Below are 24,330 nucleotides of genomic sequence, written 5' to 3'. Positions count from 1 at the left end.
CGAAGGCGGTCGATCGGACCGATCCGACTCAGGACTCGACGGTGACCGTCGCCACAGCGCCCGCGGCATCGAGGTGCACGGCGGGCCAGTAGCCCTCCGGGAAGTGCTCGCCGCAGGAGTCGGTGAAGTGGAGGACGACGGTGCCGTCACCGGAGGCCTCGATGGTCTCGAGGTCCAGGTCGTCCGCCGCCTCGTCGAGCTCACTGGGGTCGGGGGCGCCGGTGCTGAAGGTCGTAACCACAGCATCCGATGCGACGCGGCGGAGGCCCGGGAGGCCGGCGATGACCGCACGCAGCCGGGGGAGCAGTGGAGCGACCTCGTCTGGCGACGCGCCCTCGACCATCAGCTCGTAGGTGCGGCCGTCGACCTCGACGCTGCCGACGAACCAGTCGTGGGTGAGGACGGAGCCGTCGTCGAGCTCGGAGGTCGCCCGGTGGAGCGGTCCGAGGTCGGGATCGTCGAGGGAGGAGTTCGCGTCGCTCATCCCTTCACGCTATCGGTCCCGCTCGGCGCGATGTCCAGGGCGACGAGCACGCGCCCCGGCTTCATCACCGCCTTCTCCGTGAAACCCGCGCGCAGGAACGTTCGGAGCGTACCGTGGTACAGATCGTTCGCGCGCTGCTTCTCGCCACGGGTGTCGACGGGATACCCCTCGATGAGGCGGGCGCCCGACTCTCGCGCGAAGGCGATCGCGGCGTCGAGCAGTTCGGCGTTGAGCCCGGTGCCCCGATGCTCCCTGCGGACGACGAAGCAGGTGACCGCCCACACGGATTCGTCGTCGAACGGCTCGGTGCTCGATGCGGCGATCATGCGGGTGCGGGGGATCCGGGCCTGACGGGTGCGGGGTCCGATACGGATCCAGCCCGCGGCCTCGCCGTCGACGTATGCGACCAGTCCCGGAGGGGGACCCTCGTCGATCTCGGCGCGGAACATCTGCGTGCGCTGAGGCGTGGTCGTCTGATTCCAGTCCTTGTTCGGCAGCACCGGCCAGATGCACTGGCAGCTCGCCCCATCGCCGCCGCCGGTGAGCGCGTGCTGCACGTCATCCCAGCGGGCGGTCGTTGCCAGCGCGGTCGTGATCGTCGACATGCAGGCGACGGTACAAGCAGCGTCCTACACCCCGCAACGGCTCGGTTCGCGAGAGGGCCTCCGGTGCGGCTAAGATAGGGGAGTTGCCTGCGCGAGAGTGCAGAACAACGGGCTGTGGCGCAGCTTGGTAGCGCACTTGACTGGGGGTTAAGTGGGTTTACCCCGCTCTGGTCGGCCCGAACAACTGAAAATCCATGCCACGGGCTGTGGCGCAGCTTGGTAGCGCACCTGACTGGGGGTCAGGGGGTCGCAGGTTCAAATCCTGTCAGCCCGACGTAAAAGCCCAGGTGAGAGTAGGTTTCTCGCCTGGGCTTCATCATGTCCGGGGGTCGTTCTCTGTGGTCCCCCTCTGGTCCCCCGGCGCTCTCGCCGGTGGTCGCCTGTGGACGAACTGATCGCCCAGAACCCGCGTCCTGTGGATAAGGGGACCAAAAGGGGACCAGAACGCTTCCGGGAGCACTCCCGCGGGCGTCGGAGCGCATCACAGGCCCCTGGTCGCGGGGCTGCTGCGCCGGGCGTTCTTGCGTTGTCCGGCGGTGGAGAGGAAGGCGTTGGCCTGCTCGGCGGCGGAGGCTAGGTGGCGGTCGTCGGGGTGGAGATAGCCGCGCGTGGTCTCCATCGAGGCGTGCCCGAGGATGTCTTGCAGTACGTGCAGCGGGATGCCCGCGTCGGCCATCCAGGTTGCCCCGGTGTGGCGTAGGCCGTGCCGGGTGAGGTCGGGCAGTCCGAGCTTCGCGACGATGCCGTCCCAGTTGGTGGCGTCGCGGACGGTCGCGGTGGTGAGATAGCCGCCCTTCGGGCCGACCAGCAACGAGTCCTCGGGCTCCTTCCCGTCGGTGAGGCGTTCGAGCACTGGCCGGAGTGGTTCGAGGATCGGCACGCGGCGTTCTTTGCGGCTCTTGGTCGGTTTTGTAACCAGGCCGCCTTTGCCGGGGAAAACCTGCCGGCGGATCACGACGAGGTTCTTGCCGTAGTCCACGTCCCCGACCTGCAACCCGGAGACCTCCGAGGACCGTGCGGCGAGTAGCGCGGCGAGCATCACGAAGTCGCTGTAGGACTGATGCACCTTGCCGCACGCCCTGGCGAGGCGGTTGAGGGTCTTCATGTCCGGGATTGCGTGCGCCCGTGGGGAGGTGTGTTCGGCGGACTGGCCGCGGAAGGCGTTGCGGTTCAGGCTCCGCTTGGCGCGGTTCTTCGCAGGATTGATCTGGATCAGCCCGTCCCGCACGGCCTCATCGAGCACCCGCACGAGCGGGGCGATGGTGTTCTTGATGGTCGACGCGCCGTGACGCTGCTCCCACTCATCAATGGTGCGGTCGATGATCCCGGCGGTGATCTGGGTGACCGGCAGGTGCCCGAGCGCGGGCAGCACGCGCAGTTTCAGCCCGTACCCGTAGGTCTCGCCGGTGGAGGTCGGGTCCAGGCCCCGCGCCCACCGGTCGCCGATGGAGGTGACGAACTCCAGCAGCGTCATGGACACGTCCATGCCCTTGGTCGATGAGTTGCGGAGCTGGTCGAAGAACGCGTGCGCGGCCGCTTCGTCTCGCACGATTTCCGAGCGGATGACACGCCGCTTGGTGGTCGGGTCGGTCCACCGGGCTCGGGCGCGGATGCCGTAGGAGCGGCGCTCCATGTCTGTGGAGACCTTCACGCCGATCGGCGGGACCGGCTTGGGCTCGGCGGTCGGCTGCGGTTCAGCTCTGCGGGGCACGGTCGTGTTCCAGCTCGCTCAGCCAGCGGTCCACGGCGTCGAGCCGGTACCGGGCGATCCCGCCAAGCCGCAGGAACGGCGGCCCCGTGCCGGCCGAGCGCCACCGCGACAGGGTGGACTCCGAGACCTTCAAGTACGCGGCGACCTCACGGCTGTCCAGCAGGGGCGAGACGAGTGCCTCGGTCTTGTCGCTCACGACACTTCTCCGGTGTCCGGGTCGAGGTCGCGGTAGAACGCTTCCTCTGCCTCGCGGCGGGCCTGGACGTCGGCCATGACGAACTCCACGAACTCGGCGTCGCGGTCGGTGATCGGGATGTCCTCGATCGGGTCGCCGGGTTCCTCGCCGGGCCAGACAGTCTGCCGGGTGGGACGGTCGTGGTCGAGCCGGGTGCCGCAGGCGGCGACCCATTCGCGGAGCCGCTGGCGGGCGTCGGCGAAGTCGCGGTGCCAGCCGAGCGGTGCGCTGCCGTTCTGGTCCGGGTCGTAGGCGCAGAGCCAGTGAAGGTGCAGCGCGCTCAGCTCCCACAGCAGCTCCGGGTGCATGTGCCAGGCGGGCGGGATCACGGAGGCGGGGAGCCCGTAGGTGTGGCGTAGCCAGTCCACCCAGCGGTTGAGCTCCAACCACTCGGCCTCGGCGTCCTCGGCACTCAGCAGGTTCCAGTTGATCGGGTGCGGCGGCTCGGCGATCAGCGGCTCGTCGTAGCCGTCGTCGTCCATCTGGTCCACATCCGAGTCGGGAACATCGTTCGTCGTGGCGTCGCCACCGGGTTCGTCGGACATGCTGGGCTCCTGTCTGCTCTCCGGCGCCGGTTCGTGCCGGGCCGTTGTGGCGGGCAGGTGCTCCGTGCCGCGACCGGCGTTCAGGTGCCGGAACGACGGAGCAGGGCTTCGATCTCGGCACGGTCGGCGGCGAGCTGGCCGGCGTCGGGACGCTTGGGCCAGGGGTGCAGGTCGGTGACGATCGGGGCCGCGGAGCGCAGCAGCACGATCCCGGTCCCGAACGGGAGCCGGCGGATGCGGTCGGGCGGGAAGATCGGCACCCGGCGCACGGACCGCTGGTTGGAGCGGGTGCCGTGGTCGCCCAGCGTCACGGAGTCGGTGTATTCGTCGCGTTCGCCGACCAAGGCGCTCAGGTCTTGCAGGTCCCGGCTGTTGGAAGCCCCGCCGAGGATGACCTTGACGATCGAGGCGTCCCAGATCGCGTTCGCCTGGTGCTCGTTCCACTTGTCCCGCGCCTGCGCGAGCGATTGGAGCACCGGCATGGTCGTGATCCCCGACCCGCCGCCTTCGGCCATCAGCGTCGGCAGCGACGGCAACGGCGAGAGGTTGGCTATCTCATCCAAGGTCAGCAGCATCGGCGGATCGAGCCGGGCACCGGCCGACCGTGCGGCCAGGCGGCGGGCGGTCTCGATGAGGTCTTCCACGAGCGCGGCGACCAGCGCGGCGCTGGCTCCCGCACCGGACCCGGTTGCCAGCAGGAACAACGTGCCGCGGTCGCGGATGAACGCTTCGGGATCGAAGCCCTCACCGGGGCCGGGCGATACGGCGTCGAGCACGCGCGGGTCCGCGAGGGAGCCGAGAGCCAAGGAGACGCCCTGCCAGATCGAGTCGCGGGTGCGGGGGTCGGAGTCGATCATCGCTTCCAGAGACTCGGCCCACCCGGTCGCAGCCTGCGTGGAGCCGGTCAGGATCGCCACCGCGTCAGCGGCCGCGGTCGGATCGAGAGTCCACCTGAACAGCTCGGCGGGCGGCCGATGGTCGATCGCTGCCGCGTGCAGCAGGGCTTGGAGCGCGGCCCGTGTCTTGCCCTCCCAGAAGCCTCCGCCGTCGACGCCGCCTGCGGACAGGCCGGTGCCGGCGGCGAGCCCGGTGGCGCGGATCATCGCCGTCTGCGGCGACTCGCAGCCCCGGATCGGTGACCAGCGCAGACCGGCGGGCAGACCCTCGGCCAAGTGTTGCGGGTCGAAGATCGCGACGGGGCCGATCCTGCGACGGGCGCGCATGGTCGCGGTGAGGTTGTCCGGCCTGGTCGAGGTGACGACGACGGCGCCGGGCGCGTCGAGGATCGCCGGGATCACCAGATGCAGGCCCTTCCCGGAGCGGGGCGGCCCGATCACCATGATCGAGTCCTCGACCGACGCCCACACGCCGGTGCGCTTGGAGGTGCCGAGCCGGTAGCCCACGTCCGCCGGCTTCGGGTCAGCCAGGCCGGGGCGCAGGTTTCCCGCGCGGCGCAGCAGCGCCTTCTCAGACGCAGCGGCGGCGACTTCGTGCCGTGTGGCGATCCCGGCCATGCGGCGCGGGTCGGTCTCGATCCGGTGGGTGTGGCGGCGCAACCGCAGCCACGCCCATAGCCCGCCGGTCACGAGGCCGGCGAGCAGCAGCCCGGCGACGATCCAGTAGACGACCGGGTTCAGGCCGTCCGCGTCGAGCGCCGCGCCGGGATCACCAGGGCGGAACAGCACACCGACCCCGGAAGCGGGATCGCCGGCCGGCTGGGGCGTGCCGGTCAGGAACGCGGCCACCGATCCCGCGGCGCGCAGGATCAGCGCGACGCCAAACAGGACGACCAGCCCGATCATCGCGGCGTTGGTCAGCTCGTCCCCGAACGAGCCGGTCTGCCGGCCCTGCTCGTTCACGGCACTCGCCGGATGATCGTGGTGCCGGAGACCCGGCCGAACAGGATGACCTCGATGACCTCGCCGGTCCGGTCGGCGCCGTTCCCGGCTGGGTCGATGAGGGCGCGCGCGGTGCCGGAGTGGGCGGCGTCGGTGTGCCCGGTGACGACTGCGACCGCCACGTCCTCGCCCGGAACGAACCCCTTGCCCTCGACGGTGTGAAACACCGGCCCGGCCTGCGCCGCCGGTTCCGGTTCGGGCTCGGGGCGGGAACGCCGGCGGCGGGCGGCGACGATGTCGGTGAACGTCGTGCCGTCCGCTTCGCGGACCTCGACCCTCGCCGGTGTCGTCCGGTCGTTCGTGGCGCGGTCGATGATCTGCCCGAACGAGGAGCGCCGCCACGGCGGCGCGAAAGGGTCAGGGTCCAACCGTTTCCCGTCGACGGTGACGGTCACGGTGCCGTCCTCGCGCACATCGAGCACGACGAGCGGAATGGACACCGGGACGGGCTCAGGCTCGGGCTTCCTCATAGCGTCGAGGTGAGCCAACGCCGCCATGAGAGCATGCGTGGCGCTCCTGGGCGTCCGCGCGCACGTACGAGCCGTGCAGGTCGAACCTCTGCCGCGTACGGAGGAATGTCGGACGTCTCTGGCAGGCTCTTCGTATGAGTGATGAAACTTGGGACGGCCGCCGGGCGGTCAGTGCGAGTTCGGGTGATAACACGGTTTCGCGTGCGCGGCAACCGGATGGTTGACGCGCACACTGGGGAGACATCATTCCGTGTCCGCGACGACGGCAGAGTGGTGGATGCCAGTTCCGGCGAGACACGGTTTCGCGTGCGCGATGACGGCCGTGTGGTCGATGTCAACACGGGTGAGACGGTCTACAGACTCAGAGGTTGAGTCACTTAGCCCTGGTTTGGCCATCGTTGCTCAAGGTTGCCGCGATGGCCCCTTGGCCGCGTTTATGGTTCGTGCTTGGGCATCGATATCCGGGCCAGTGAAGAGTCGGTGGAACGCCTCGTCGAGCACTCTGGCTCCGTCCAGCACCTCCATAGTGGTTAAGTCCGAGTCCTCGTGGGTTCCGACGTTTCCGAGCCATTTGACGGCGAAGAAGAGATCGGCCACCGCTGGACGGTCTGGGTCAGTATCACGCCACTCTTTGATACGTTCGTGCGCGTTCCGAAATTGCCCAGATGGTCGAGTTGCAGAGATTCCTTCTGAAGTCAAGAACCGTTCCACCGTGGCACGCAGCGCAGTTGCGGCCACACCAGGATCAGCGAAAAGCACGCGAGAAGCGCGCAGCACACCCTCTCTTACTTCGTCGGGTGCCTATCTCGGGATCGGCATTATCAGCATCGGCGGATGCAGGTGCGTCACAGTGTAGTACGAGGAATAGGCGATGCCTTGGTACTCGAAATCATCGCGGTTCGACCTGTGGGAGTAGTCCACGCGATAGTCGCCGTGCCGTGCACAGCCTGTCGACACTCGGGATTCTCGCACTGACCGCGGACGACAAACGTGCCGGAAATCCACTCCGGCTCGAACGCAGGGTGGTTGCGCGCGGAAGCTGAATCGTGTCCTTCATCCTCGGTGGGCGCTGAGAATCCGATGTATCCGGTCTGGCACTTGGGGCACGCAGGCCGCGGCCACGGCTGTCCGTCCTCAATCGGGCGAGCGAGCTCGGAAAGTGCGGGGTCCACAGCCATGCTTCCAGCGTAAGCGGGACGCTATGCGGACAGGCGTAGAACGGGAATCGATCGCGGGCGACGGCTCTAGCCTTTTGTCTCTATTCCCGCGTCTTCGTGAGTTGCTTCCATGTGATTCAGGTGCGTCCTGCCCGCTGTATCAACGAAGCCACGCCGGATCAAGATTCCTGACAAACCATCACGATTCCTGACGATTCGGGCGTATTCTTGATGCATGGTCAGGATTGCTGAAGTAGCGGGCTGATGAGCCTCGCTGTCGTTCGGAGTATCGGGACCGCTCGCGGGTGGCGGTCCGAGGAAGATGCTGCGGACTTTGAGCAGGAGATCATCGACCAGTACGCGCTCGCGATGGCCGCAGCTGGGCTCAGCGACGCTTACATCTCGCACTCACGAACAGCGATCTTCGAGCTCCGTTCGCACGTGAATATCCCGCTGTGGCAGGTCAAGCCCGCCGACGCGGACGCGTTTCTTGCCGGGCTTCGCCGAGCGGGTCTTGCGGCTTCGACGCGTGCGGGCAAAGCGGGCGTGATCGCCCAGTTCTTCGACTTTGCGATCAGTCGGTATCAGGCCGACATCAACGCGCTTACCGGGTGGGTGATCGAGCAGCCCATCGATGAGTACAACCGGCAATCGGGTTCGTCGCTCGGCAAAGTCCGCGTCCCGCCCTCGGACGCGGAGGTCGACCGACTCTTCGGCGGCTGGGCGGCTTCGTTGCAGGATGAGCGGCGATTTCTCCCGGCGGCGCGGAACTACTTCGCGGCGTCGTTGTGGCGGCGAGTCGGGCTGCGGATCACGGAGAGCACGAAACTCGATCTTCGCGACTGGCGGCCCGATCTCGGCACGCTCGGGAAACTGCATGTCCGATTTGGGAAAGGCTCGCGCGGGCGCGGCTCGAAGCAGCGCCTGGTTCCCGCGATCAACGGTGCCGACAAGCTCATGGATTGGTGGCTCGGCGACGTGCGGCACAGGTTCGGCCCGGATTGGGATGACCCGGATGCGCCGCTGATCCCGTCGGAACGGTTCGATCATGAGCTCGGCCGCACGGGGAGGGCCAGCGACGATGTGCTCCGGCGCGGGCTGGTGCGTGCGACCGAGCGGTTTCTGCCTGCGTGGTCGGGTGATCTGACTCCGCACGTGCTGCGGCACTATTGCGCGTCGTCGCTGTATCTGGCGGGTATGGACTTGAAAGCCCTCCAAGAACTGCTCGGGCATCAGTGGCTGTCGACGACGACGCAGTACATCCACGTCTCGAGCCAGCACATCGAGGATGCGTGGGCGCACGCGAACAAGAGCGTTGAGGAACGATTCGAAGGGATGGCGTGACTGATGAAGTGGAACCTGAGAGTCCAGGCCGCTGAGCGCGGCATCTGGAAGTCTGCGGAGTTGCGGCGCATGCTCGCCGCCGCTGGGTTGGAGATGAGCCAGGGCAAGATGTCGGGGCTGTGGACGGGCACTCCGACGACGATCCGCCTCGATGATCTCGACGTGATCTGCCACGTCCTGGACTGCCAGCCGACAGACCTCCTCGTGCCCGAACCGGAAAAGGTCAGCGCGCGCACGCGACGGCTCGAGCAGCACAGCGAGGCCAACGGTTCGACACCGCGAGTGACGCCACGGTTGGGCGCGAAGGATGACCGGCCCGCCCCGCCGCTATGAGTCCGGCACGCGGTCCGAACGGGCCGCTGAGCCCGCCGCTGCCCTGCACGGGGTGCGGCGTGAAACCGGCCGCGTGGCTCCAGCCTCGCGTCGACTACTGCTACGACTGCATCCCCGGCGGCCCCTTCGCTCCGCCGCTATGCCGCAGATGCGGATCGAGCGAGTACTACAGCCAAGGATTGTGCGCGCATTGCCATCCGGGAAGTCCCGGCTTCATAGGGTCCTGTCGTGATTGCCTGGCCTGGGGCGTCTACCGGAATCGCAACTGGCGGTGCCCGAAGTGCCGCTGGTGGTTCAAGCACTACCCGCAAGGCGAATGCGTCTCGTGCCATCGCGACGTCACCATCGGTGAGCAGGGCTACTGCCGCCTCTGCCTGGAGACCGCCCGGATGCTGCAAGTACTCGGCGAACCGCTCGACCTCGACGCACCGCGAAAGTTCGGGGCGCAACTGTTCTTCGCCGTGATGAACGATCCCCGCAGGCCTGCCGAGAAGCACCGGCCGATGGCGATGAGCCTGCGCGAAGCGATCCGGCTCGTCGCCGCGCCGCCGCCGGTCGCCGAGAGCACCCAGCCGGTGCTGTTCGATCTGGATCCCGACCCGGAACGGGTGCGGCAGCGCTCGAACGAGATCCGGCGGCGCGACATCACCTCCCGCACCGATCACTTCCTGTACGCCCGCGCCGCCGAGTATGCGTGGAGCAAACGGCAGACGAACCAGGTGCGGCGCACGTTGAAGATTCTCCAGCTCGTGTTCCCCGGCGCGAATCTGCACTTCCGTGCTTCCGACATTCTCGCGATGCGCCGCTACGACGATGACGGCAACATCCGCTCCACGATCGAAGTCCTGGGCGACGCCGACCTCCTCATCGACGACCGAGTGCCGACGTTCGAGCAGCTCTTCGACCGTAAGACCAGGCATCTGCCCGAGCCGATGCGCTCCCAGCTCGAACTCTGGCGCGACATCATGGCCGACGGATCGAAGACCACGCCGCGCCGTCAACCCCGCGACACGATGACCGTGAAAGGGCAGATGTACGGCATCCTCCCCGCGATCACCCGCTGGGTCGAGGAAGGCCGCACCAGCCTGACCGGGATCAGCACTGAAGACATCCTCGACGCGCTCCCGGATGATCCGAGCCGCCAGCACACGATGATGCTCGGCTTCCGCACCCTGTTCACGATCCTGCGCGGCCGCAAGATCGTCTTCGCCGACCCGACGAAACCGATTCCGCTGCGCGGCCCCAAACGCACGATCCCGCTCCCGATGGAGAAGTCCGCGATCCGTGACGCGCTCACCAGCCCTGACCCCGCAATCGCTCTGGCCGTCGCCCTCGTCGCTTTCCACGCCCTCACCACACAACAGGTGCAGCACGTCCAGCTCACCGATATCATCGACGGCAGACTCCGCATGCCCGACGGCCGTACGATCCCGCTCGCCGAACCCGTGCGGGTGCGCCTGGCCGCCTGGCTCGACCATCGCGCCACGCGTTGGCCCGAGACGAAGAACCCGTACCTGCTCGTCACGATCCAGACCGCGCCGCGCCTGTCGCCACCGGGCCGGAACTTCCCCTGGAAGAAGGCCGGAGTCACCGCTCAGGCGCTGCGCACTGACCGCATCCTCTACGAGGTCGAACAGACCGGCGGCGATGTGCGACGCATCTGCGACCTGTTCGGCATCGGCATCGACACCGCCCTCCGCTATGCGCATCCCGCCCGAGTCGACCGTCCTGTAGATGACGGCGGCGACTCCGCCGGGTGAACACTCGGCGAACAACCTCCCGAACGCACCTACCCGACTTGCCGCTTGGTTCGATGAATGTCAATATAGAGACATGTCGATGCAACAGGTGGTGATCGTCGGGTCTGGTCCGGCGGGGTATACGGCCGCGGTCTACGCGGCCAGGGCGGGACTTTCTCCCGTCGTGGTCGCTGGCTCGGTGACCGCCGGCGGTTCGCTCATGACGACCACCGAGGTCGAGAACTTCCCGGGCTTCACCGACGGGGTGCAGGGCCCGGACCTGATGGACGCGATGCGTGCGCAGGCCGAGCGCTTCGGGGCGCGTATCGTCTACGACGACGCGACCCGGCTCGACCTCGCAGGCGAGGTCAAGACGATCGAGACCGGCTCGGGCGAAACGTTCGAGGCGCGTAGCGTGATCCTCACCACCGGTTCCGCTTACCGCAAGCTCGGCCTCGCCGAGGAAGCTCGGCTCTCCGGTCACGGCCTGTCATGGTGCGCGACCTGCGACGGCTTCTTCTTCCGCGAGAAGGAGATCGCCGTCGTCGGCGGCGGGGACTCCGCGATGGAAGAGGCACTGTTCCTCACGCGCTTCGCGTCGAAGGTCACGATCGTGCACCGGCGTGATGACTTCCGGGCGTCGAAGATCATGGCCGAGCGGGTGCGCGCCGATCCGAAGATCGAGGTCGCCTGGAACAGTGAAGTCGCCGAGCTCGTCGGTGAGAACGCCGTCGAAGCGCTCCGCCTGCGCGACACCGTCACCGGTGACGAGCGTGCCCTTCCGATCTCTGGCGTGTTCGTTGCGATCGGGCACGACCCGCGCTCGGAGCTGCTGACCGGGCAGGTCGATCTCGACGACGACGGCTACGTGCTCGTCGACCATCCGTCGACCGCGACGAACCTGCCTGGCGTGTTCGCCGCGGGTGATCTCGTCGACCGCCGTTACCGGCAGGCGATCACGGCATCGGGCACGGGCTGTGCCGCGGCCCTTGACGCGCAGCATTTCCTCGCCGGCCTGCCTGCCGACGAGACCGAGACCGAACTTCTGGAGGTGTCCGCATGAGCGCGACCATCACCGTCACCGATGCCACGTTCGAGGCCGAGGTGCTGCAGTCCGACATCCCCGTCGTGGTCGACATCTGGGCGACCTGGTGCGGGCCGTGCAAGGCGATCGCACCGATCCTCGACGATCTCGCCGGCGAGTACGACGGCCGCGTGAAGATCGTGAAGCTCGACGCGGATGCCAACCCGCAGACCGCGATGGCTGCTGATGTCACGTCGATCCCGACTCTCGGGTTCTACCGGGGCGGTGAGCGCGTCGACGTGCTCATCGGCGCACACCCGAAGCCGATCATCGCGGGCAAGATTGACGAGCTGATCGTATGAGCACCGCAACCCAGACCCGCGCGATGCCGGCGAAGCTGTCCACCCTTGACCGGTGGCTGCCGCTGTGGATCGGGCTCGCCATGGTCGCGGGCCTCCTCCTCGGCCGCTTCATCCCCGCACTGTCCGACCTGCTCGCGCATATGGAGGTCGGTGGTATCTCGGTGCCGATCGGTCTCGGACTGCTGGTGATGATGTATCCGGTGCTGGCGAAGGTCCGCTACGACAAGGTCGCCGCTGTCACGGGAGACAAAAAGCTCCTCGTCTCATCGCTGATCCTGAACTGGATCGCAGGGCCTGCCGTGATGTTCGCCCTCGCGTGGCTCTTCCTGCCCGATCTGCCCGAGTACCGCACCGGTCTCATCATCGTGGGGCTCGCGCGTTGCATCGCGATGGTGGTGATCTGGAACGACCTCGCTTGCGGCGACCGTGAAGCGACCGCGGTGCTGGTGTTCATCAACTCCGTGTTCCAGGTCGTCGCGTTCTCGCTGCTCGGCTGGTTCTACCTCACCGTGCTGCCGGGCTGGCTCGGCCTCGACTCCCAAGGCCTGGATGTCTCGATCGGGCAGATCGCGATCAACGTGCTCGTATTCCTTGGCGTCCCGCTCGCGGCTGGGTTCCTCACTCGCTTCTTCGGTGAGAAGGCGAAGGGCCGCGACTGGTACGAGGCGAAGTTCATCCCCTTTATCGGCCCGTTCGCGCTCTACGGCCTCCTGTTCACGATCGTGCTGCTATTCGCGCTGCAGGGTGAGGCGATCACGTCGCAGCCGTGGGACGTCGCCCGGATCGCGCTGCCGCTGTTGGCGTACTTCGCGATCATGTGGTTCGCAGGCCTCCTGCTCGGGAAGGGCATCGGCCTCAACTACGCCCGCTCGACGACCCTCGCGTTCACGGCGGCAGGCAACAACTTCGAGCTCGCCATCGCCGTCGCGATCGGCACCTTCGGCGCGACCAGCGGCCAGGCCCTCGCAGGCGTCGTCGGCCCGCTCATCGAGGTGCCCGTGCTCGTGGGTCTGGTCTATGTCTCGCTCTGGGCCGCCCGCACGTGGTTCCACACCGACCCGTATGCGGTTCCCGCCGTCACCAAATCGAGGGCATCATGACCACCACCGAGCTCTGCACACCGACCCCGACGCACGTCATCGGCGAAGACGCCGCCGATGCTGTCGCTTCAACGCTCAAGGCGCTGGCCGATCCGTTCCGGCTGCGGATGCTGTCGGCGATCGCGACGGACCCGCGCGGCGAGGCCTGCGTGTGCGACCTCGCCGAGCTCGCCGACGTCTCCCAGCCCACCGTCTCGCATCACTTGAAGAAGCTCAAGGACACCGGGCTGCTGGCCTCCGAGCGGCGCGGCACCTGGGTGTACTACAGCATCCTGCCGGCGCGGAAGCAGGCCGTGACCGCGCTGCTGGACGCGTTCGCGCCCGCCGCGATCGCCGACGCGCAGGCCGAGCAGGAAGACCGCGCGACGGCACTGGCCGCCCTCGACGCGAAGGTCGAGCACCTCGCCGCCGAGCTCGCCGACGAGATGACGCACCTGAACCGCAACCTCGTCGTCACGATCGTGCGCGAGTCGTTCGCGGGTCTCGTCCGCTCGGCGAAGCTCACCCAGCATATGATCCCGCTCACCGAACGTTTCGCCCGTCAGCGTCTCGCCGACCTCACACGGGATCGCGAAACGGGGATGCCGCAGGTGCTGTTCGTGTGCGTCGCAAACGCGGGCCGTTCTCAGCTCGCCGCCGCCCTCGTCAATCAGCTCTCCGGCGGTGCGGTTGTTGCCCGGTCGGCCGGGTCGACGCCAGCGGCCGAGGTGCACCCGCACGTGCGCTCGATCCTCGCCGACATCGAAGGCGAGCAGGACGCCGCGGCCGCGTTCCCGAAGCCGCTCACCGACGACGCCGTCCGCGCCGCGGACGTCGTGGTCACGATGGGCTGCGGGGACGTGTGCCCGATCATCCCCGGCGTCCGCTACGAAGATTGGGCTGTCGGTGACCCCGCCCTCGCCTCCGAAGACGGCGTTGCGGCGATCGCCGCTGACATCGAGGCCCGCGTCCGTGGCCTGCTCGCCGAGCTGTGCGTTCCCGTCGACGGTGACGGCGCATGACAAGCGAGACGCGACGTGCGCCGGTGAGCGGGTCGGCGTGGGAAGTGTTCCGGGTGTTCCTGCGCCTCGGGGTGACCTCGTTCGGCGGGCCGATCGCGCACCTGGGCTACTTCCGCACCGAGATCGTGGAACGCCGACGCTGGATGGACGACCGCGCCTACGCCGACCTGGTCGCGCTGTGCCAGTTCCTTCCCGGCCCGGCCTCGAGCCAGGTCGGGTTCGGCATCGGCCTGCACCGCGCCGGATACCGGGGCGCGCTGGCCGCATTCATCGCCTTCACGCTCCCGTCCGCGGCCCTCATGCTCGCCTTCGCCTCCGGCGCCGCCCTGTTCACCGGCACCATCGGGGAAGGCATCCTCGCCGGGCTGAAGATCGTGGCGGTCGCGATCGTCGCGCAGGCCGTCCTCGGCATGGCGAAGACACTCACCCCGGACCGGCAGCGCGCCGCGATCGCAGCCGTCGCAGCCCTCGCCGCGCTGCTGCTGGCCGGATCGCTCGGCCAAATCATGGCGATCGTCCTCGGCGGGATCGCCGGATACTTCGTCTGCCGCGCACCCGCCGCGAACACGGCGACAGCGGTGCGGTTCCCGGTGACCCGGGCCGCGGGGATCGCCGCGCTCACCCTGTTCGTCGCAATCCTGGCCGGGATGCCGATCCTCGCCGCCGTCACCGGCAACGACAGCGTCGCCCTGTTCGATGCGTTCGCGCGGGCCGGAGCGCTCGTATTCGGCGGCGGGCACGTCGTGCTCCCGCTCCTGCAATCCGGCGTCGTCGATCCCGGCTGGGTCACGAACGCGGACTTCCTCGCCGGATACGGTGCAGCCCAGGCCGTGCCTGGCCCGCTGTTCACCCTCGCCGCTTTCCTCGGCGGCGCCGCTGACGTCGGCCCGGGCGGGGCGGCGGGGGCGGGCATCGCGCTGGCCGGGATCTTCCTGCCCGGCTTCCTCCTCCTCATCGGCGTGCTGCCGTTCTGGAACCGCCTGCAGCACCACGAGCGGGTTCAGGCCATCATGCGGGGCGCGAACGCGGCCGTCGTCGGCATCCTCGCCGCCGCCCTCTACACACCCGTGTTCACCACCGCGATCCTCACCCCGCCCGCCTTCGCACTCGCGCTGGTCTGCTTCGTGCTGCTCGTCGCGTGGAAGCTCCCGCCCTGGATCGTCGTGATCATCGGAGCCGCAGGCGGCATCCTCGCCACCACCCTCACCTGACCGACCCGATCGGAAACGAGAACCCTCATGTCTACTCCCACCGTCCTGTTCGTCTGCGTCCACAACGCCGGCCGTTCCCAGATGGCCGCAGGCTACCTCCGCCACCTCGCGGGCGACCGCATCGAGGTCCGTTCGGCAGGCTCGATCCCCGCGGACCAAATCAATCCCGTCGCCGTCGAGGCGATGCTCGAAGAGGGCATCGACATCCGCGGCGAGGCCCCGAAGATCCTCACCACCGACGCCGTGCAGGACTCCGATGTCGTCATCACGATGGGCTGCGGCGACGCCTGCCCGTTCTTCCCCGGCAAGCGCTACGAGGATTGGAAGCTCGATGACCCCGCGGGCCAGGGCATCGACGCTGTCCGTCCGATCCGCGACGACATCAAACGCCGCATCCAGGAACTCATCGCCTCCCTCGAGCCCGCGAGCACCGAGGCGGCCAGCGCATGAGCGCGTCGGTGCTGTTCGTCTGCAAGAAGAACGGCGGCAAATCGCAGATGGCCGCCGCGCTCATGCGGCAGCACGCCGGCGACGCCATCACCGTCTATTCGGCCGGTACTGCGCCGGGCGATACGCTTAGTGCCCTCGCCGAGGAAGCGATCGTCGAGGTCGGTGCGTCGATGGAGGGCGAGTATCCGAAGCCCATCGATCCCGAGATCCTCCGCAGCGTGGATCGGGTCATCGTGCTCGGCGACGAGGCGAAGGTCGCCCCGGTCGACGGCATGGCCGGAACGATCGAGACCTGGACCTTCGAAGACCAGGCTGCATCCGACGTCGGCGGCGGCGACCGCACGCGGGCGATCCGGGATCAGATCGCCGAACGCGTCCTGCGCCTCGCCAGCGAGCTCAGCGCCGCGATGTCGTAACTCTGAACGGGAGGGCAGGAGTAGTCGCTGGCCCTCCCGTCCAGCGCGGCGGACGGCCGATGAGCCTTGCATGAGCCGAGCACGCAGTCGGGTCAGTGTGAGGGCAGGTTCCCGCTCAATCGTGCGTGGAAGGTTCCGCTCGCCTCGTTCAAGCCGATGATCTCGACCTCGATGTCGTGTTCGCGGTACTTCTGCTCGATTCCATCGAGCGCTGCGACGGTCGAGGCGTCCCACACGTGCGACTTCGACATGTCGATCACGACACGCTTCGGGTCGTCGGCGTACTCGAACTGGGTGGTCAGGTCGTTCGAGGACGCGAAGAACAGCTCGCCATCGACCTCATAGTGCGCCGTGTCTTCGTTAGCGCTGAAGGTGCGGGTGACGGTGGTGAAGTGGGCGACGCGGCGCACGAACAGGATCGCGGCGACGAACACGCCGATGATGACCCCGACGGAGAGGTTGTGGGTGATGAGCACCGGGATGACGGTGACGAGCATCACGATCGTCTCGCTCTTGGGCATCCGCTTCAGCGTGGAGGGTGCGATGGAGTGCCAGTCGAAGGTGAGGAACGCGACCATGAACATGATCGCCACCAGTGCCCCGATGGGGATCAGGTTCATTATCGGGCCGAGGAACCACACCAGGATCAGGAGGAACACGCCGGCGGCGAACGTGGAGACGCGGGTGCGGGCGCCGGAGGCGCGCACGTTGATCATGGTCTGCCCGATCATCGCGCAGCCACCCATGCCACCGAAGAGGCCAGAGAGGATGTTCGCGCCGCCTTGCCCCATCGCCTCGCGGGTCTTGTTCGAGTGCGTGTCGGTGATGTCGTCCACGAGCTTCGCGGTCATCAGTGACTCCATGAGCCCCACCGCGGCCATGCCGAGGGCATACGGGGCAATGATTTGCAGTGTCTCGAAGGTGAGCGGTACATCGGGGAAGAACGGCATCGGCGGGCCGCCGGGCAGTTCGCCGAGACCGCCGACGGTCTTCACATCGAGGTTCAGCAGCCACACCGCGAGGGTCATCACGATCACGACCACCAGAGGCGCGGGCACAGCCTTCGTGAGCTTCGGGAAGAGCCATAGGATCAGGATGCTGACGATGATCATCGGGTACATCAGCCAGGACGCGCCGGTGAAATGCTCCAATTGGGCGACAGCGATGAGGATCGCGAGGGCGTTGACGAACCCGACCATCACGCTGCGCGGGATGAACCGCATGAGCTTGCCGACACCGAGCAGGCCGAGAACGATCTGGAAGATGCCGCCGAGGATCACGGTCGCGATGAGGTAGTCGAGGCCGTACTCGTCGGCGACCGGCCGGATGACGAGCGCGATCGCTGCGGTCGCCGCGGTAATCATCGCGGGCCGCCCACCGAGGAACGCGATCGAGATTGCCATCACGATCGAGGAGAACAAGCCCACCTCGGCCGGCACGCCTGCGGCGATCGCGAACGCGATGGCCTCCGGGATGAGCGCGAGGCCGACCACCATACCCGCGAGGACTTCCTTCGTCAACAGCTTCGGCGAACGGAACACATCCATCACGGTCGGCCGAGGCCAGTAGCGTTCCTTGTCGCGTGCGGGCGCGCTCATTCTGCCTCCCAGAGAGGTGCGGGAAAATAGGGTGACGGCGGTCGAGGTCGGAGCCCGCCAAACCCAACTCTACCGTTACGTGAGGGTTGGGTGCCAAATCGAGGCAGAGGAGTACCCGATGGCAGGAACGATCCATATCGGCGAGGTCGCTGAGCGCACCAGCCTGTCGCTGCGCACCCTCCGCCACTACGACGAGATCGGGCTCGTCTCCCCGAGCGACCGCACCAGTGGCGGGTTCCGCCTCTACACCGACGCCGACGTCGAGCGGCTCCTCCTGATCCGCCGGATGAAGCCGCTCGGGTTCTCCCTCGACCAGATGGGCGAAGTCCTCGCCGCTGCTGACGCACTGGCGGATGATCCGTCAGACAGCGCCGCGCGCGCAGCGCTGGATACGTTCGTGACCGACGCAGAGGAGCGTCGCGAGAAACTCGCGAAACAACTGGACGCCGCCGACGAACTCATCGCGCGCCTCCGCGACGTATAAGCCTGCGGCAGATGCACGCCCGGCCCAAGTGTTCACCGGTGGGGTTGCATGTTCGCGGAACATGCAACCCCACACCTCAGAAACCATGGCCTGAACCCGCTTCTTCCGGCGATTTAGTCTTCAGGAATCGTGAACTTGCGGGTTTCGCCGGTCATGCGGGCGGTGGTGTCGAACGCGGCGAGCTCGGCGGGGTGGAGTTGGTGCTGCACGACGAAGGCCCGGTCCTTGATCCGCCAGAGCCCTTGCCCGGTGCCGAGTCCGGGCAGCAGGCGGCGTTCGGTGCCGGTCAGCCCGAGCGCGACGGCGGTGGGGCCGAGCTGATCGGTCTCCTGCCGGTAGACGATCCTCGTCTCCGCGTTTGCCAGCAGGCTGTTCGCCAGCGCCCGGTTCGCCGATCCGGCATCGCCGACGTTCTCCAAGTCGGTGAGCTTGTGGAACACCAAGAGATTGGCCAGCCCGTAGTGCCGGGCGAGACGCCAGTGGGCGTCCATCCTGCGCAGGAGCGCCGGGTGGGACATGAGCCTCCATGCCTCGTCGTAGACGACCCATCTGCGGCCCCCGTTGGGGTCGAGCAGGGCGGCTTCCATCCATGCCGACGAGCAGGTCATCAGCACCGAAATCAACGTGCTGTTCTCGGTGACGCGCGAAAGATCGAGGCTGACCATCGGCAGCGACGGGTCGAACCTGACGGTGCTCGGCCCGTCGAACAGGCCGGCCAGGTCCCCGGCCACCAGGCGGCGCAGCGCGTGGCCGACCTGGCGGCCGTCCTCGGTGAGCCGGCCGTCCGGGTCGTCGGCAGGGTCGGGGCGCAGCAGCCGGTCGACCACCATCGGCAGGATCGGCACGTCCGCGTCGCGGACCGCGCCGGCCAGGGCGGTGTCGATCGCGGTGTGCTCCAACGGCGCCAACCGCCGATCCAGCACCGTCTCCGTCAAGGCTCCGAGCAGATCGCGGCGTCGCGCGGCGAGGGTGGTGGCCCACTCCTGGTCGGACAGGCCGCCGGGCCGGTAGCCCTCATCCAAGGGGTTGAGCCTGTTGCCCATCCCGTGCCCGAGGATGATCGCTTTCCCGCCGACTGCTTCGGCGACGCCGGAGTGCTCGCCTTTGGGGTCGCCGGGGACATAGACGCGGTACCCGAAGGGCAGACTGCGGGTGTAGAGGCTCTTGGCGAGCGACGATTTCCCGGAGCCGACGATCCCCGCCAAGATCAGGTTCGGCGCGGTGATGATGCCCCTGCGGTACAACTCCCACGGGTCGTACACGAACGAGGAGCCGCTGTAGAGGTCTTGGCCGATGAAGATTCCCGCGGCTCCGAGCCCGGCTTCGGCCAGGAACGGGTACTGCCCGGCGAGCACGGCGCTGGTGTCCTGATGCCGGGCCACCCGGAAGCGGCCCGGTGTCCTCAGCGCGGCCGGGCCGGGCTCGCCGGCGGCGGGCAGGTAGACCGTGGCACGGCGTTCAGCCCGTTCGGCGGCGGCCTTGGCCTGGGCCGCTTCCTTCTCGACGTGACGCTGCTCGGCGACGAGGCGGGCGGCGGCTTGCCGCCGCTGCTTGCGCAGCCGGCGCCGCTCCGAGGCGGGAGTGACGAGGACAGCGGTGTGCAGCTTCTCGCCCCGGCTCACAACGACCGCCCCCGCGCCCCGGAGACCCAACCGCCGGCGGGACGGTCGAACCATGACGAGTCCGGCGCCGGGCGAGGCTGCTGTGGCATGTCCGGCTTGGGCTGCGGCGGGCCCTCGATGCCGAGCGGTGCCAGCGCGTCCGCGTTCTGGCGAGCGGCCTCCGCGACCCATCCGGGAAACAGGCACTCATGCTCGGGCCTGCTGCCGGGGTTGTCGATGGCGTACTGGCGGGCGTCGCCGGCCGCTGCCAGGAAGGCGGCGAGGTCGCGCATCGCGCGGTCCGGGGCGACCGGCGCTCCGGCGCCGGTGAACAGGTCCCGGCCGACGAGCGTCTGCCCGGTCGCGGTGTCCTCGATGCGGTAGGCATATCGCTGGTGCTCGCCCAGCGGCGAGTCCGGCCAGACGGTCAAGGTGAGCGTCCCGACGTGCCGGGACATCGAAGCGGTGGGGTCTGCGCTGTTCATGGCGGGCAGGTGCGCGCCGGCACGTCTCCGTGGTGGCTATGTCAGAGCGACAGCCCGCGGGCCTGCTTGACGGCGGCGACGCCGGGATGCTCGAACCAGCCCCCGTCACGGACGGCGCTACGCCGCCCGGCCGTCTCTCGCTCACGGCCTGTCGTCGGGCGGCGGGCCGGGACGTGCGCCCCTGCTTCTTTGTCGATGGCGTCCTCGGCACGGATCAGGTGCCGCCGGTACAGGGCGACGTGCCCGGCCATCGGGTTGTAGGTCATCGCGTAGTCGCCGGTCTCGGCCTGCCGGTCACCGGGATAGACCGGGGCGGTGTCGTGAACGTCGCCGTTCTCCAAGGCGGCGTTCGTGGTCTCCTCGCCGTAGTCCCACGCCGACAGATGCTCGATCCCCGCCTCGACCCCGTGGGCGTCGATGAGGTCGATCACCCGGTCGGCTTCCTCGCCTTGGAGGAACACGACGCCAACCCACCGCTCCACCATCCGGTCCTGCGGGTTCCACACGATCCGGCCCGAGTGGGTCATGGCCGCGCTCAGGCGGTCGTCGGCCTGGTCGATGAGCGTGCCGGCCTGGTGCAGCTCATCCGCTGCGGCCAGCGCCTCGGCCGCACCGCCGCTGTACTCGCGGGACTCGTCGGTGACGTGATGCTGCCGGCTCAGATGGGCGGCGGCGAGCTGGTCGAGCACCTGCCGCAGCGATCGCAGCCCGCCCAACAGCTCACCGATCACCACGTAGGTCTCGGACGGGTCCTCGAAGCTACGGCTGGCGTGAGCCAGACCGCGCAACGCCTCGTAGGCATCGCTGGCATCGCTGGTCGGGTTCGTGTATGTCGGCATCACGGGCCTCCTTCAACGAGGGTGGGATGCCTGCCAGGTGAGCGCGCCGGTCACACCGTGCGGCACAGCGGCAGCGCGGCCGCCGTGAACGCGACGGCTTGCTGGCCGACGAGCCTTCGGGTCTCGCAGGAGGCTTGGATCGAGGCTTGTTCGATCGCGGCGACTGCGGCTTCCAGCTCGTCGACGCTGGGGGCGGAGACGGAGATGAGCCCGGAGACCCGTAGAATCCCGTGGCCGGCGGTCAGGTCGGCTTCCTGCTGGAGAACGTCTTGGTATTCGGCGGTCTGCGCGGCGTCCTCGATCTGCCCGATTCGGGCGCGCTGGGCCGCATCGGAGATGTGTTCGACCTTCTTCTTGCGGATGTCGCGGGCCGCCTGGTCCGAGCGCATCGGGGTGTAGATCAGCGACACCGCCCGTTGGATGCCGGTGGAGAGCAGCACCGGCGCGAGGAACCCCGGATAGACGAGGCTGCGGGGCCACTCCGAGACCCACAGCACGGTGTGCCAGGCGGAGTCGGTGCGCAGGTTGCCCCAGGTCTCGGTGACCGCGACCGGGCCGGCGGCGGCGAGCTCCTGCCCGAGCCGCCCGTGGCGCTCCAAGGTGGCGGCCACGGCCGGGTCATACGCCGAGCGGAGGATGACCGCGACCTGACCGGGGCCGAGCCACCCCGAAGGGGTCAAGTCCGCCGAACGCAGCGCGGCGACCAGCGTCGCCATCTCCTGCCGGAGCACCGCGGCGGCGCCGCGGATGCCGCCGCCGGCGGTCCTGATCTGCCGGGAGGCGACCTTCATGTCCAGGGAGAGGCTGACCGTGGTGGCGTGCCGTTCCCCGGCGGGGCCGGCCCGCTCGATCAGTTCGCGGTAGGTGGTCGCGGCCCAGGAGCCGTCGTCGGTGCCGTGCTCGGCCCACCACTCGGCCAGCCCGCTACCGGAGTCGGGCAGGGTTCGTTCGAGCACTTGCAGGGTCGCGATCCGCCCGGACCGGCAGACCGTGGCGAGCACTCGCCCCCAGGAGGTGACGCGGCGCTCTTGCTCGCCGGGGTCGAGCAGGATGAATGCCGGATGGGTCACTTCCGTCACGACCGTCAAGGTTGCCTGGCGGGGGTCGTGGATCATGCACGCCCCGGTCTCGGGGTCCAGGTGCTCCCGAAGCCGGGCCATGTCACCGGGCAGCGCGAGACTTCCGGCAGGGCGGGGCTTGACGATCCGCCGCCGGTAGAGCAGTTGCCCGCCGGTGGAGCGCCACAGCCACCAGAGCGCGACAGGGAGCCATTCGACCATCGGCCTCCCAGCGATGGGCACCCAGGTCAGCACGACCGCGAGCAGCCAGACCGGGGCGGTGTAGACCAGCAGCATCCCGGCGCCGCCGTAGAACGCGGCCAGCAGCGCCAGGCCGCCGATGCCGAGGGTGATGAGCTGCGCGACCGAGAGGCCGAGCAGCACCCCTCGGCGGGTGAGTCGGCTGAACTTCATCGGCGTCAGCTCGCTACCGGGTGTCTTCTGGTCCGTGGTGGGCATGGGTGGTCACTCCTTGCCCCACGGCGATGCCGTGGGGTTGGACGGCTCCGTGGGCGTCCTCGGCTGCGGCGTGGACGGCGGGGGCGTCTGCGACGGCGGCGGGGTGCCGCCGTTCTGCCCGCCTGCGGCGTCGGCGGCGGTCTCGGCCTGACCGGCCACCGCGTGCCCGGCCTTCGGCCCGGCCTCGGCGGCATCCTTGGCGACCTTCGCTCCGACCACGACGGCTGCCGCCGGTCCCGCGCCCGCGGCGGAGGCGCCGGCTTCGGCGCCCACGGTTTCACCGCCGGCCGCGGCAGGTGCCTGCGCCGGGGCGGGCGACGGCGGAGGCGTGCCACCTGATCCTGCGTCCGACGCGCCGTCATTGGGGTCTTCGAGAACCTTCTTGGGCTCGCCGCCGCCTTGGGGCTTGGAGGGGATCGGGACGGGACGGTTGAGCGCGTTCTTGGCCTCCTGCTCGGTGCCCATCTGCTGGTACAGGTCGAAGCCCACGAACGACACGAAGCGGTAGACCATGTAGGGCGCGAAGGCCGCGATGCCCATGAGCACGATGCCGGTGATCGGTTCGGTGACGGCGGCGATGTCCAGCTCGATCGGGGTGGCGATCTGCGTGATCGCCAGCAAGAAGATGACGACGAGCACGAGCTTGCTGATGATGAGGGCGATCACGAACGCCGCCCATTTCCCGATCCATCCTTTGGTGGCGTCCCAGGACGCGCCGGCGAACGCGATCGGTGCCAGCACCACGCCGACCAGCAGCAGCGCCTTGCGGATCAGCAGGCTGAACCAGACGATCGCGACGGCGGCGATCATCAGCCCGGCCAGGAAGATCGTGACGATCGCGCCGACGCCGGGCGCGGCGATGTTGATGCCGCTGAGCCCGGCGGCGAGCAGGATGATCTTGTCGCCCATCGTCTCGGTGGTCTCGCCGGACGTCTGGATGATGCCGATGCTGAGCTGGTCCACGATTTCCAGTGCGAGCGCGGTCAGCGTGACGACCACGAACGCGCCCAGCACCGATTTCGCCGCGCCGAGCGCGGCTCTGGACAGCGCGGTCGGGTCGCGGCGGATCAGCCCGGTGATGAGTTGCAGGCAGAAGAAGATCAGGACGAGGAAGACGCCGATGCCGAAGATCAGGTTGTAGACGCTGGTGAACCCGTCCGTCTGGACATCGACCAGCGTGGTCGTGTCGAACACGGCCCACATCGCCTCGATCAGCCAGCCGGCCGCGCCGCCCATCGCCTGGGCGAGCCAGTCGAACGGGGCAGCCACGACCGTCGCGGCAGCCTGGCCCGCCACGTCGCAGACGGTCGAAATCACGGGAACGTCGCAGACACCCATCTCAAATTTCCTGCGGTGACCGGCGGCCCTATACAGCCTGGCCGACGTTCCAGAAGAAGTTTACGAGCGTCACCGCCGCGCCGCAGATCACCGCGGCACCGCAGGAGATGAGAACGCCCAGCTTGCCCCTGCCCGCCAGATGCGGGTTCGAGCTGTTGGCGCCGTAGGCCCAGACGATCGCGGAGACGATTAGCGCCAGTACGGAGAGGATGAGGCCGACCGTCATCACGGCGCCAACGATGGTGCGGAGCTGGTCGATGCCGGGCAGTCCCGAGCTGTTGGGGTCGATGTCGATCACGGCGGTTACTCCCTCGCTGAGCGAATGGCTTGTGGCGACGAGGTGAACCAGGGAGCGACTGGCGAGACCGGGCAGACGAAGGGCC

26 protein-coding genes and 1 tRNA gene are annotated in these 24,330 nt (G+C 68.4%); 12 read left to right on the top strand and 15 right to left on the bottom strand.

The window, feature by feature from the left end; all coding sequences use genetic code 11:
• Positions 1 to 28 precede the first annotated feature (28 nt).
• Together CJ226_RS17190 and CJ226_RS17185 are read right to left on the bottom strand one after the other, a co-directional pair.
• Positions 29 to 484 (bottom strand): hypothetical protein, encoded by a 456-nt coding sequence (locus tag CJ226_RS17190; protein WP_062764595.1) that lies wholly within the window; start codon positions 482 to 484, stop codon positions 29 to 31.
• Positions 481 to 1,089 carry a GNAT family N-acetyltransferase gene (locus tag CJ226_RS17185; RefSeq protein WP_102209909.1) on the bottom strand — a complete coding sequence of 203 codons (609 nt, stop codon included), beginning with the start codon at positions 1,087 to 1,089 and terminating at the stop codon, positions 481 to 483. The genes CJ226_RS17190 and CJ226_RS17185 overlap by 4 nt, the downstream gene beginning before the upstream one ends.
• A 200-nt stretch (positions 1,090 to 1,289) precedes the next feature.
• Between CJ226_RS17185 and CJ226_RS17180 the strand changes: the two genes are divergently transcribed.
• Positions 1,290 to 1,363: transfer RNA gene (locus tag CJ226_RS17180), tRNA-Pro, on the top strand.
• A gap of 207 nt (positions 1,364 to 1,570) precedes the next feature.
• On the opposite strand, the gene CJ226_RS17175 is transcribed toward CJ226_RS17180, so the two are convergent.
• The 6 genes from CJ226_RS17175 to CJ226_RS17150 all read right to left on the bottom strand — a co-directional run bounded on the left by CJ226_RS17175 (position 1,571) and on the right by CJ226_RS17150 (position 6,707).
• Positions 1,571 to 2,800 carry a site-specific integrase gene (locus tag CJ226_RS17175; protein WP_026529682.1) on the bottom strand — a complete coding sequence of 410 codons (1,230 nt, stop codon included), beginning with the start codon at positions 2,798 to 2,800 and terminating at the stop codon, positions 1,571 to 1,573.
• A complete protein-coding gene (locus CJ226_RS17170) occupies positions 2,784 to 2,996 on the bottom strand; it encodes an AlpA family transcriptional regulator (protein ID WP_026529681.1) in 213 nt (70 codons plus the stop codon). The genes CJ226_RS17175 and CJ226_RS17170 overlap by 17 nt, the downstream gene beginning before the upstream one ends.
• Complete coding sequence (locus CJ226_RS17165; RefSeq protein ID WP_026529680.1) at positions 2,993 to 3,580, bottom strand: hypothetical protein; 588 nt, start codon at positions 3,578 to 3,580, stop codon at positions 2,993 to 2,995. The genes CJ226_RS17170 and CJ226_RS17165 overlap by 4 nt, the downstream gene beginning before the upstream one ends.
• 80 nt (positions 3,581 to 3,660) lie before the next feature.
• Complete coding sequence (locus CJ226_RS17160) at positions 3,661 to 5,382, bottom strand: type IV secretory system conjugative DNA transfer family protein (RefSeq protein ID WP_102209929.1); 1,722 nt, start codon at positions 5,380 to 5,382, stop codon at positions 3,661 to 3,663.
• A gap of 53 nt (positions 5,383 to 5,435) precedes the next feature.
• Complete coding sequence (locus CJ226_RS17155) at positions 5,436 to 5,948, bottom strand: hypothetical protein (RefSeq protein WP_028851319.1); 513 nt, start codon at positions 5,946 to 5,948, stop codon at positions 5,436 to 5,438.
• Positions 5,949 to 6,350: 402 nt separating this feature from the next.
• Positions 6,351 to 6,707 (bottom strand): DUF4145 domain-containing protein, encoded by a 357-nt coding sequence (locus CJ226_RS17150; RefSeq protein WP_257996728.1) that lies wholly within the window; start codon positions 6,705 to 6,707, stop codon positions 6,351 to 6,353.
• A 662-nt stretch (positions 6,708 to 7,369) separates the two neighbouring features.
• Here CJ226_RS17150 and CJ226_RS17145 point away from each other — a divergent pair.
• The 10 genes from CJ226_RS17145 to CJ226_RS17100 all read left to right on the top strand — a co-directional run bounded on the left by CJ226_RS17145 (position 7,370) and on the right by CJ226_RS17100 (position 16,085).
• Positions 7,370 to 8,449 (top strand): tyrosine-type recombinase/integrase, encoded by a 1,080-nt coding sequence (locus CJ226_RS17145; protein WP_102209907.1) that lies wholly within the window; start codon positions 7,370 to 7,372, stop codon positions 8,447 to 8,449.
• A gap of 3 nt (positions 8,450 to 8,452) precedes the next feature.
• Positions 8,453 to 8,782, top strand: coding sequence for a helix-turn-helix transcriptional regulator (locus tag CJ226_RS17140; RefSeq protein ID WP_054683702.1), 330 nt, complete (start codon positions 8,453 to 8,455; stop codon positions 8,780 to 8,782).
• 389 nt (positions 8,783 to 9,171) lie between these two features.
• Positions 9,172 to 10,542 (top strand): hypothetical protein, encoded by a 1,371-nt coding sequence (locus tag CJ226_RS17135; RefSeq protein WP_054683699.1) that lies wholly within the window; start codon positions 9,172 to 9,174, stop codon positions 10,540 to 10,542.
• 73 nt (positions 10,543 to 10,615) lie between these two features.
• A complete protein-coding gene (gene trxB, locus CJ226_RS17130; protein ID WP_054683697.1) occupies positions 10,616 to 11,584 on the top strand; it encodes a thioredoxin-disulfide reductase in 969 nt (322 codons plus the stop codon).
• The gene (gene trxA / locus CJ226_RS17125) at positions 11,581 to 11,907 is read left to right on the top strand and encodes a thioredoxin (protein WP_054683694.1); all 327 of its coding nucleotides are present in this window, start codon (positions 11,581 to 11,583) and stop codon (positions 11,905 to 11,907) included. Before trxB ends, trxA begins: the two co-directional genes overlap by 4 nt.
• Entirely contained in the window at positions 11,904 to 13,007 is a 1,104-nt protein-coding gene (gene arsB / locus CJ226_RS17120) for an ACR3 family arsenite efflux transporter (RefSeq protein ID WP_082406260.1), read from the top strand. The genes trxA and arsB overlap by 4 nt, the downstream gene beginning before the upstream one ends.
• Positions 13,004 to 14,008, top strand: coding sequence for a metalloregulator ArsR/SmtB family transcription factor (locus CJ226_RS17115; protein WP_054683691.1), 1,005 nt, complete (start codon positions 13,004 to 13,006; stop codon positions 14,006 to 14,008). Before arsB ends, CJ226_RS17115 begins: the two co-directional genes overlap by 4 nt.
• Positions 14,005 to 15,219, top strand: coding sequence for a chromate efflux transporter (gene chrA, locus CJ226_RS17110; protein WP_102209906.1), 1,215 nt, complete (start codon positions 14,005 to 14,007; stop codon positions 15,217 to 15,219). The genes CJ226_RS17115 and chrA overlap by 4 nt, the downstream gene beginning before the upstream one ends.
• Before the next feature lie 27 nt (positions 15,220 to 15,246).
• Positions 15,247 to 15,669, top strand: a complete 423-nt coding sequence (locus CJ226_RS17105; RefSeq protein ID WP_054683684.1) for an arsenate reductase ArsC — start codon at positions 15,247 to 15,249, stop codon at positions 15,667 to 15,669.
• Positions 15,666 to 16,085 (top strand): low molecular weight phosphatase family protein, encoded by a 420-nt coding sequence (locus tag CJ226_RS17100; protein ID WP_026937615.1) that lies wholly within the window; start codon positions 15,666 to 15,668, stop codon positions 16,083 to 16,085. The genes CJ226_RS17105 and CJ226_RS17100 overlap by 4 nt, the downstream gene beginning before the upstream one ends.
• A gap of 92 nt (positions 16,086 to 16,177) precedes the next feature.
• Here the strand turns inward: CJ226_RS17100 and CJ226_RS17095 are convergent, their stop codons facing one another.
• Positions 16,178 to 17,683 (bottom strand): SulP family inorganic anion transporter, encoded by a 1,506-nt coding sequence (locus CJ226_RS17095; RefSeq protein WP_026937616.1) that lies wholly within the window; start codon positions 17,681 to 17,683, stop codon positions 16,178 to 16,180.
• A gap of 118 nt (positions 17,684 to 17,801) precedes the next feature.
• On the opposite strand from CJ226_RS17095, the gene CJ226_RS17090 reads away from it, so the two are divergent.
• Complete coding sequence (locus CJ226_RS17090) at positions 17,802 to 18,167, top strand: MerR family transcriptional regulator (protein WP_054687050.1); 366 nt, start codon at positions 17,802 to 17,804, stop codon at positions 18,165 to 18,167.
• 113 nt (positions 18,168 to 18,280) lie between these two features.
• On the opposite strand, the gene CJ226_RS17085 is transcribed toward CJ226_RS17090, so the two are convergent.
• The 6 genes from CJ226_RS17085 to CJ226_RS17060 are packed head-to-tail and all read right to left on the bottom strand — an operon-like array spanning position 18,281 to position 24,245.
• Positions 18,281 to 19,789: an ATP-binding protein gene (locus tag CJ226_RS17085; RefSeq protein WP_102209905.1), complete on the bottom strand. Its 1,509-nt coding sequence runs from the start codon at positions 19,787 to 19,789 to the stop codon at positions 18,281 to 18,283.
• Positions 19,786 to 20,253 (bottom strand): hypothetical protein, encoded by a 468-nt coding sequence (locus tag CJ226_RS17080; RefSeq protein ID WP_102209904.1) that lies wholly within the window; start codon positions 20,251 to 20,253, stop codon positions 19,786 to 19,788. The genes CJ226_RS17085 and CJ226_RS17080 overlap by 4 nt, the downstream gene beginning before the upstream one ends.
• A gap of 41 nt (positions 20,254 to 20,294) precedes the next feature.
• The gene (locus tag CJ226_RS17075) at positions 20,295 to 21,092 is read right to left on the bottom strand and encodes a hypothetical protein (RefSeq protein WP_036542075.1); all 798 of its coding nucleotides are present in this window, start codon (positions 21,090 to 21,092) and stop codon (positions 20,295 to 20,297) included.
• Positions 21,093 to 21,142: 50 nt separating this feature from the next.
• Positions 21,143 to 22,609, bottom strand: coding sequence for an SCO6880 family protein (locus CJ226_RS17070; RefSeq protein WP_026529670.1), 1,467 nt, complete (start codon positions 22,607 to 22,609; stop codon positions 21,143 to 21,145).
• A 6-nt stretch (positions 22,610 to 22,615) separates the two neighbouring features.
• Positions 22,616 to 23,947: a conjugal transfer protein TrbL gene (locus CJ226_RS17065; protein WP_102209903.1), complete on the bottom strand. Its 1,332-nt coding sequence runs from the start codon at positions 23,945 to 23,947 to the stop codon at positions 22,616 to 22,618.
• 28 nt (positions 23,948 to 23,975) lie between these two features.
• Positions 23,976 to 24,245, bottom strand: a complete 270-nt coding sequence (locus CJ226_RS17060) for a DUF6112 family protein (RefSeq protein WP_026529668.1) — start codon at positions 24,243 to 24,245, stop codon at positions 23,976 to 23,978.
• Positions 24,246 to 24,330 lie beyond the last annotated feature (85 nt).

Origin of the sequence: Microbacterium sp. UMB0228 (genome assembly GCF_002871415.1) — a bacterium.
Classification (GTDB): domain Bacteria; phylum Actinomycetota; class Actinomycetes; order Actinomycetales; family Microbacteriaceae; genus Microbacterium.
Note: the sequence above shows the minus strand (reverse complement) of the source record. Positions and strands in the feature narration are given on the sequence as shown.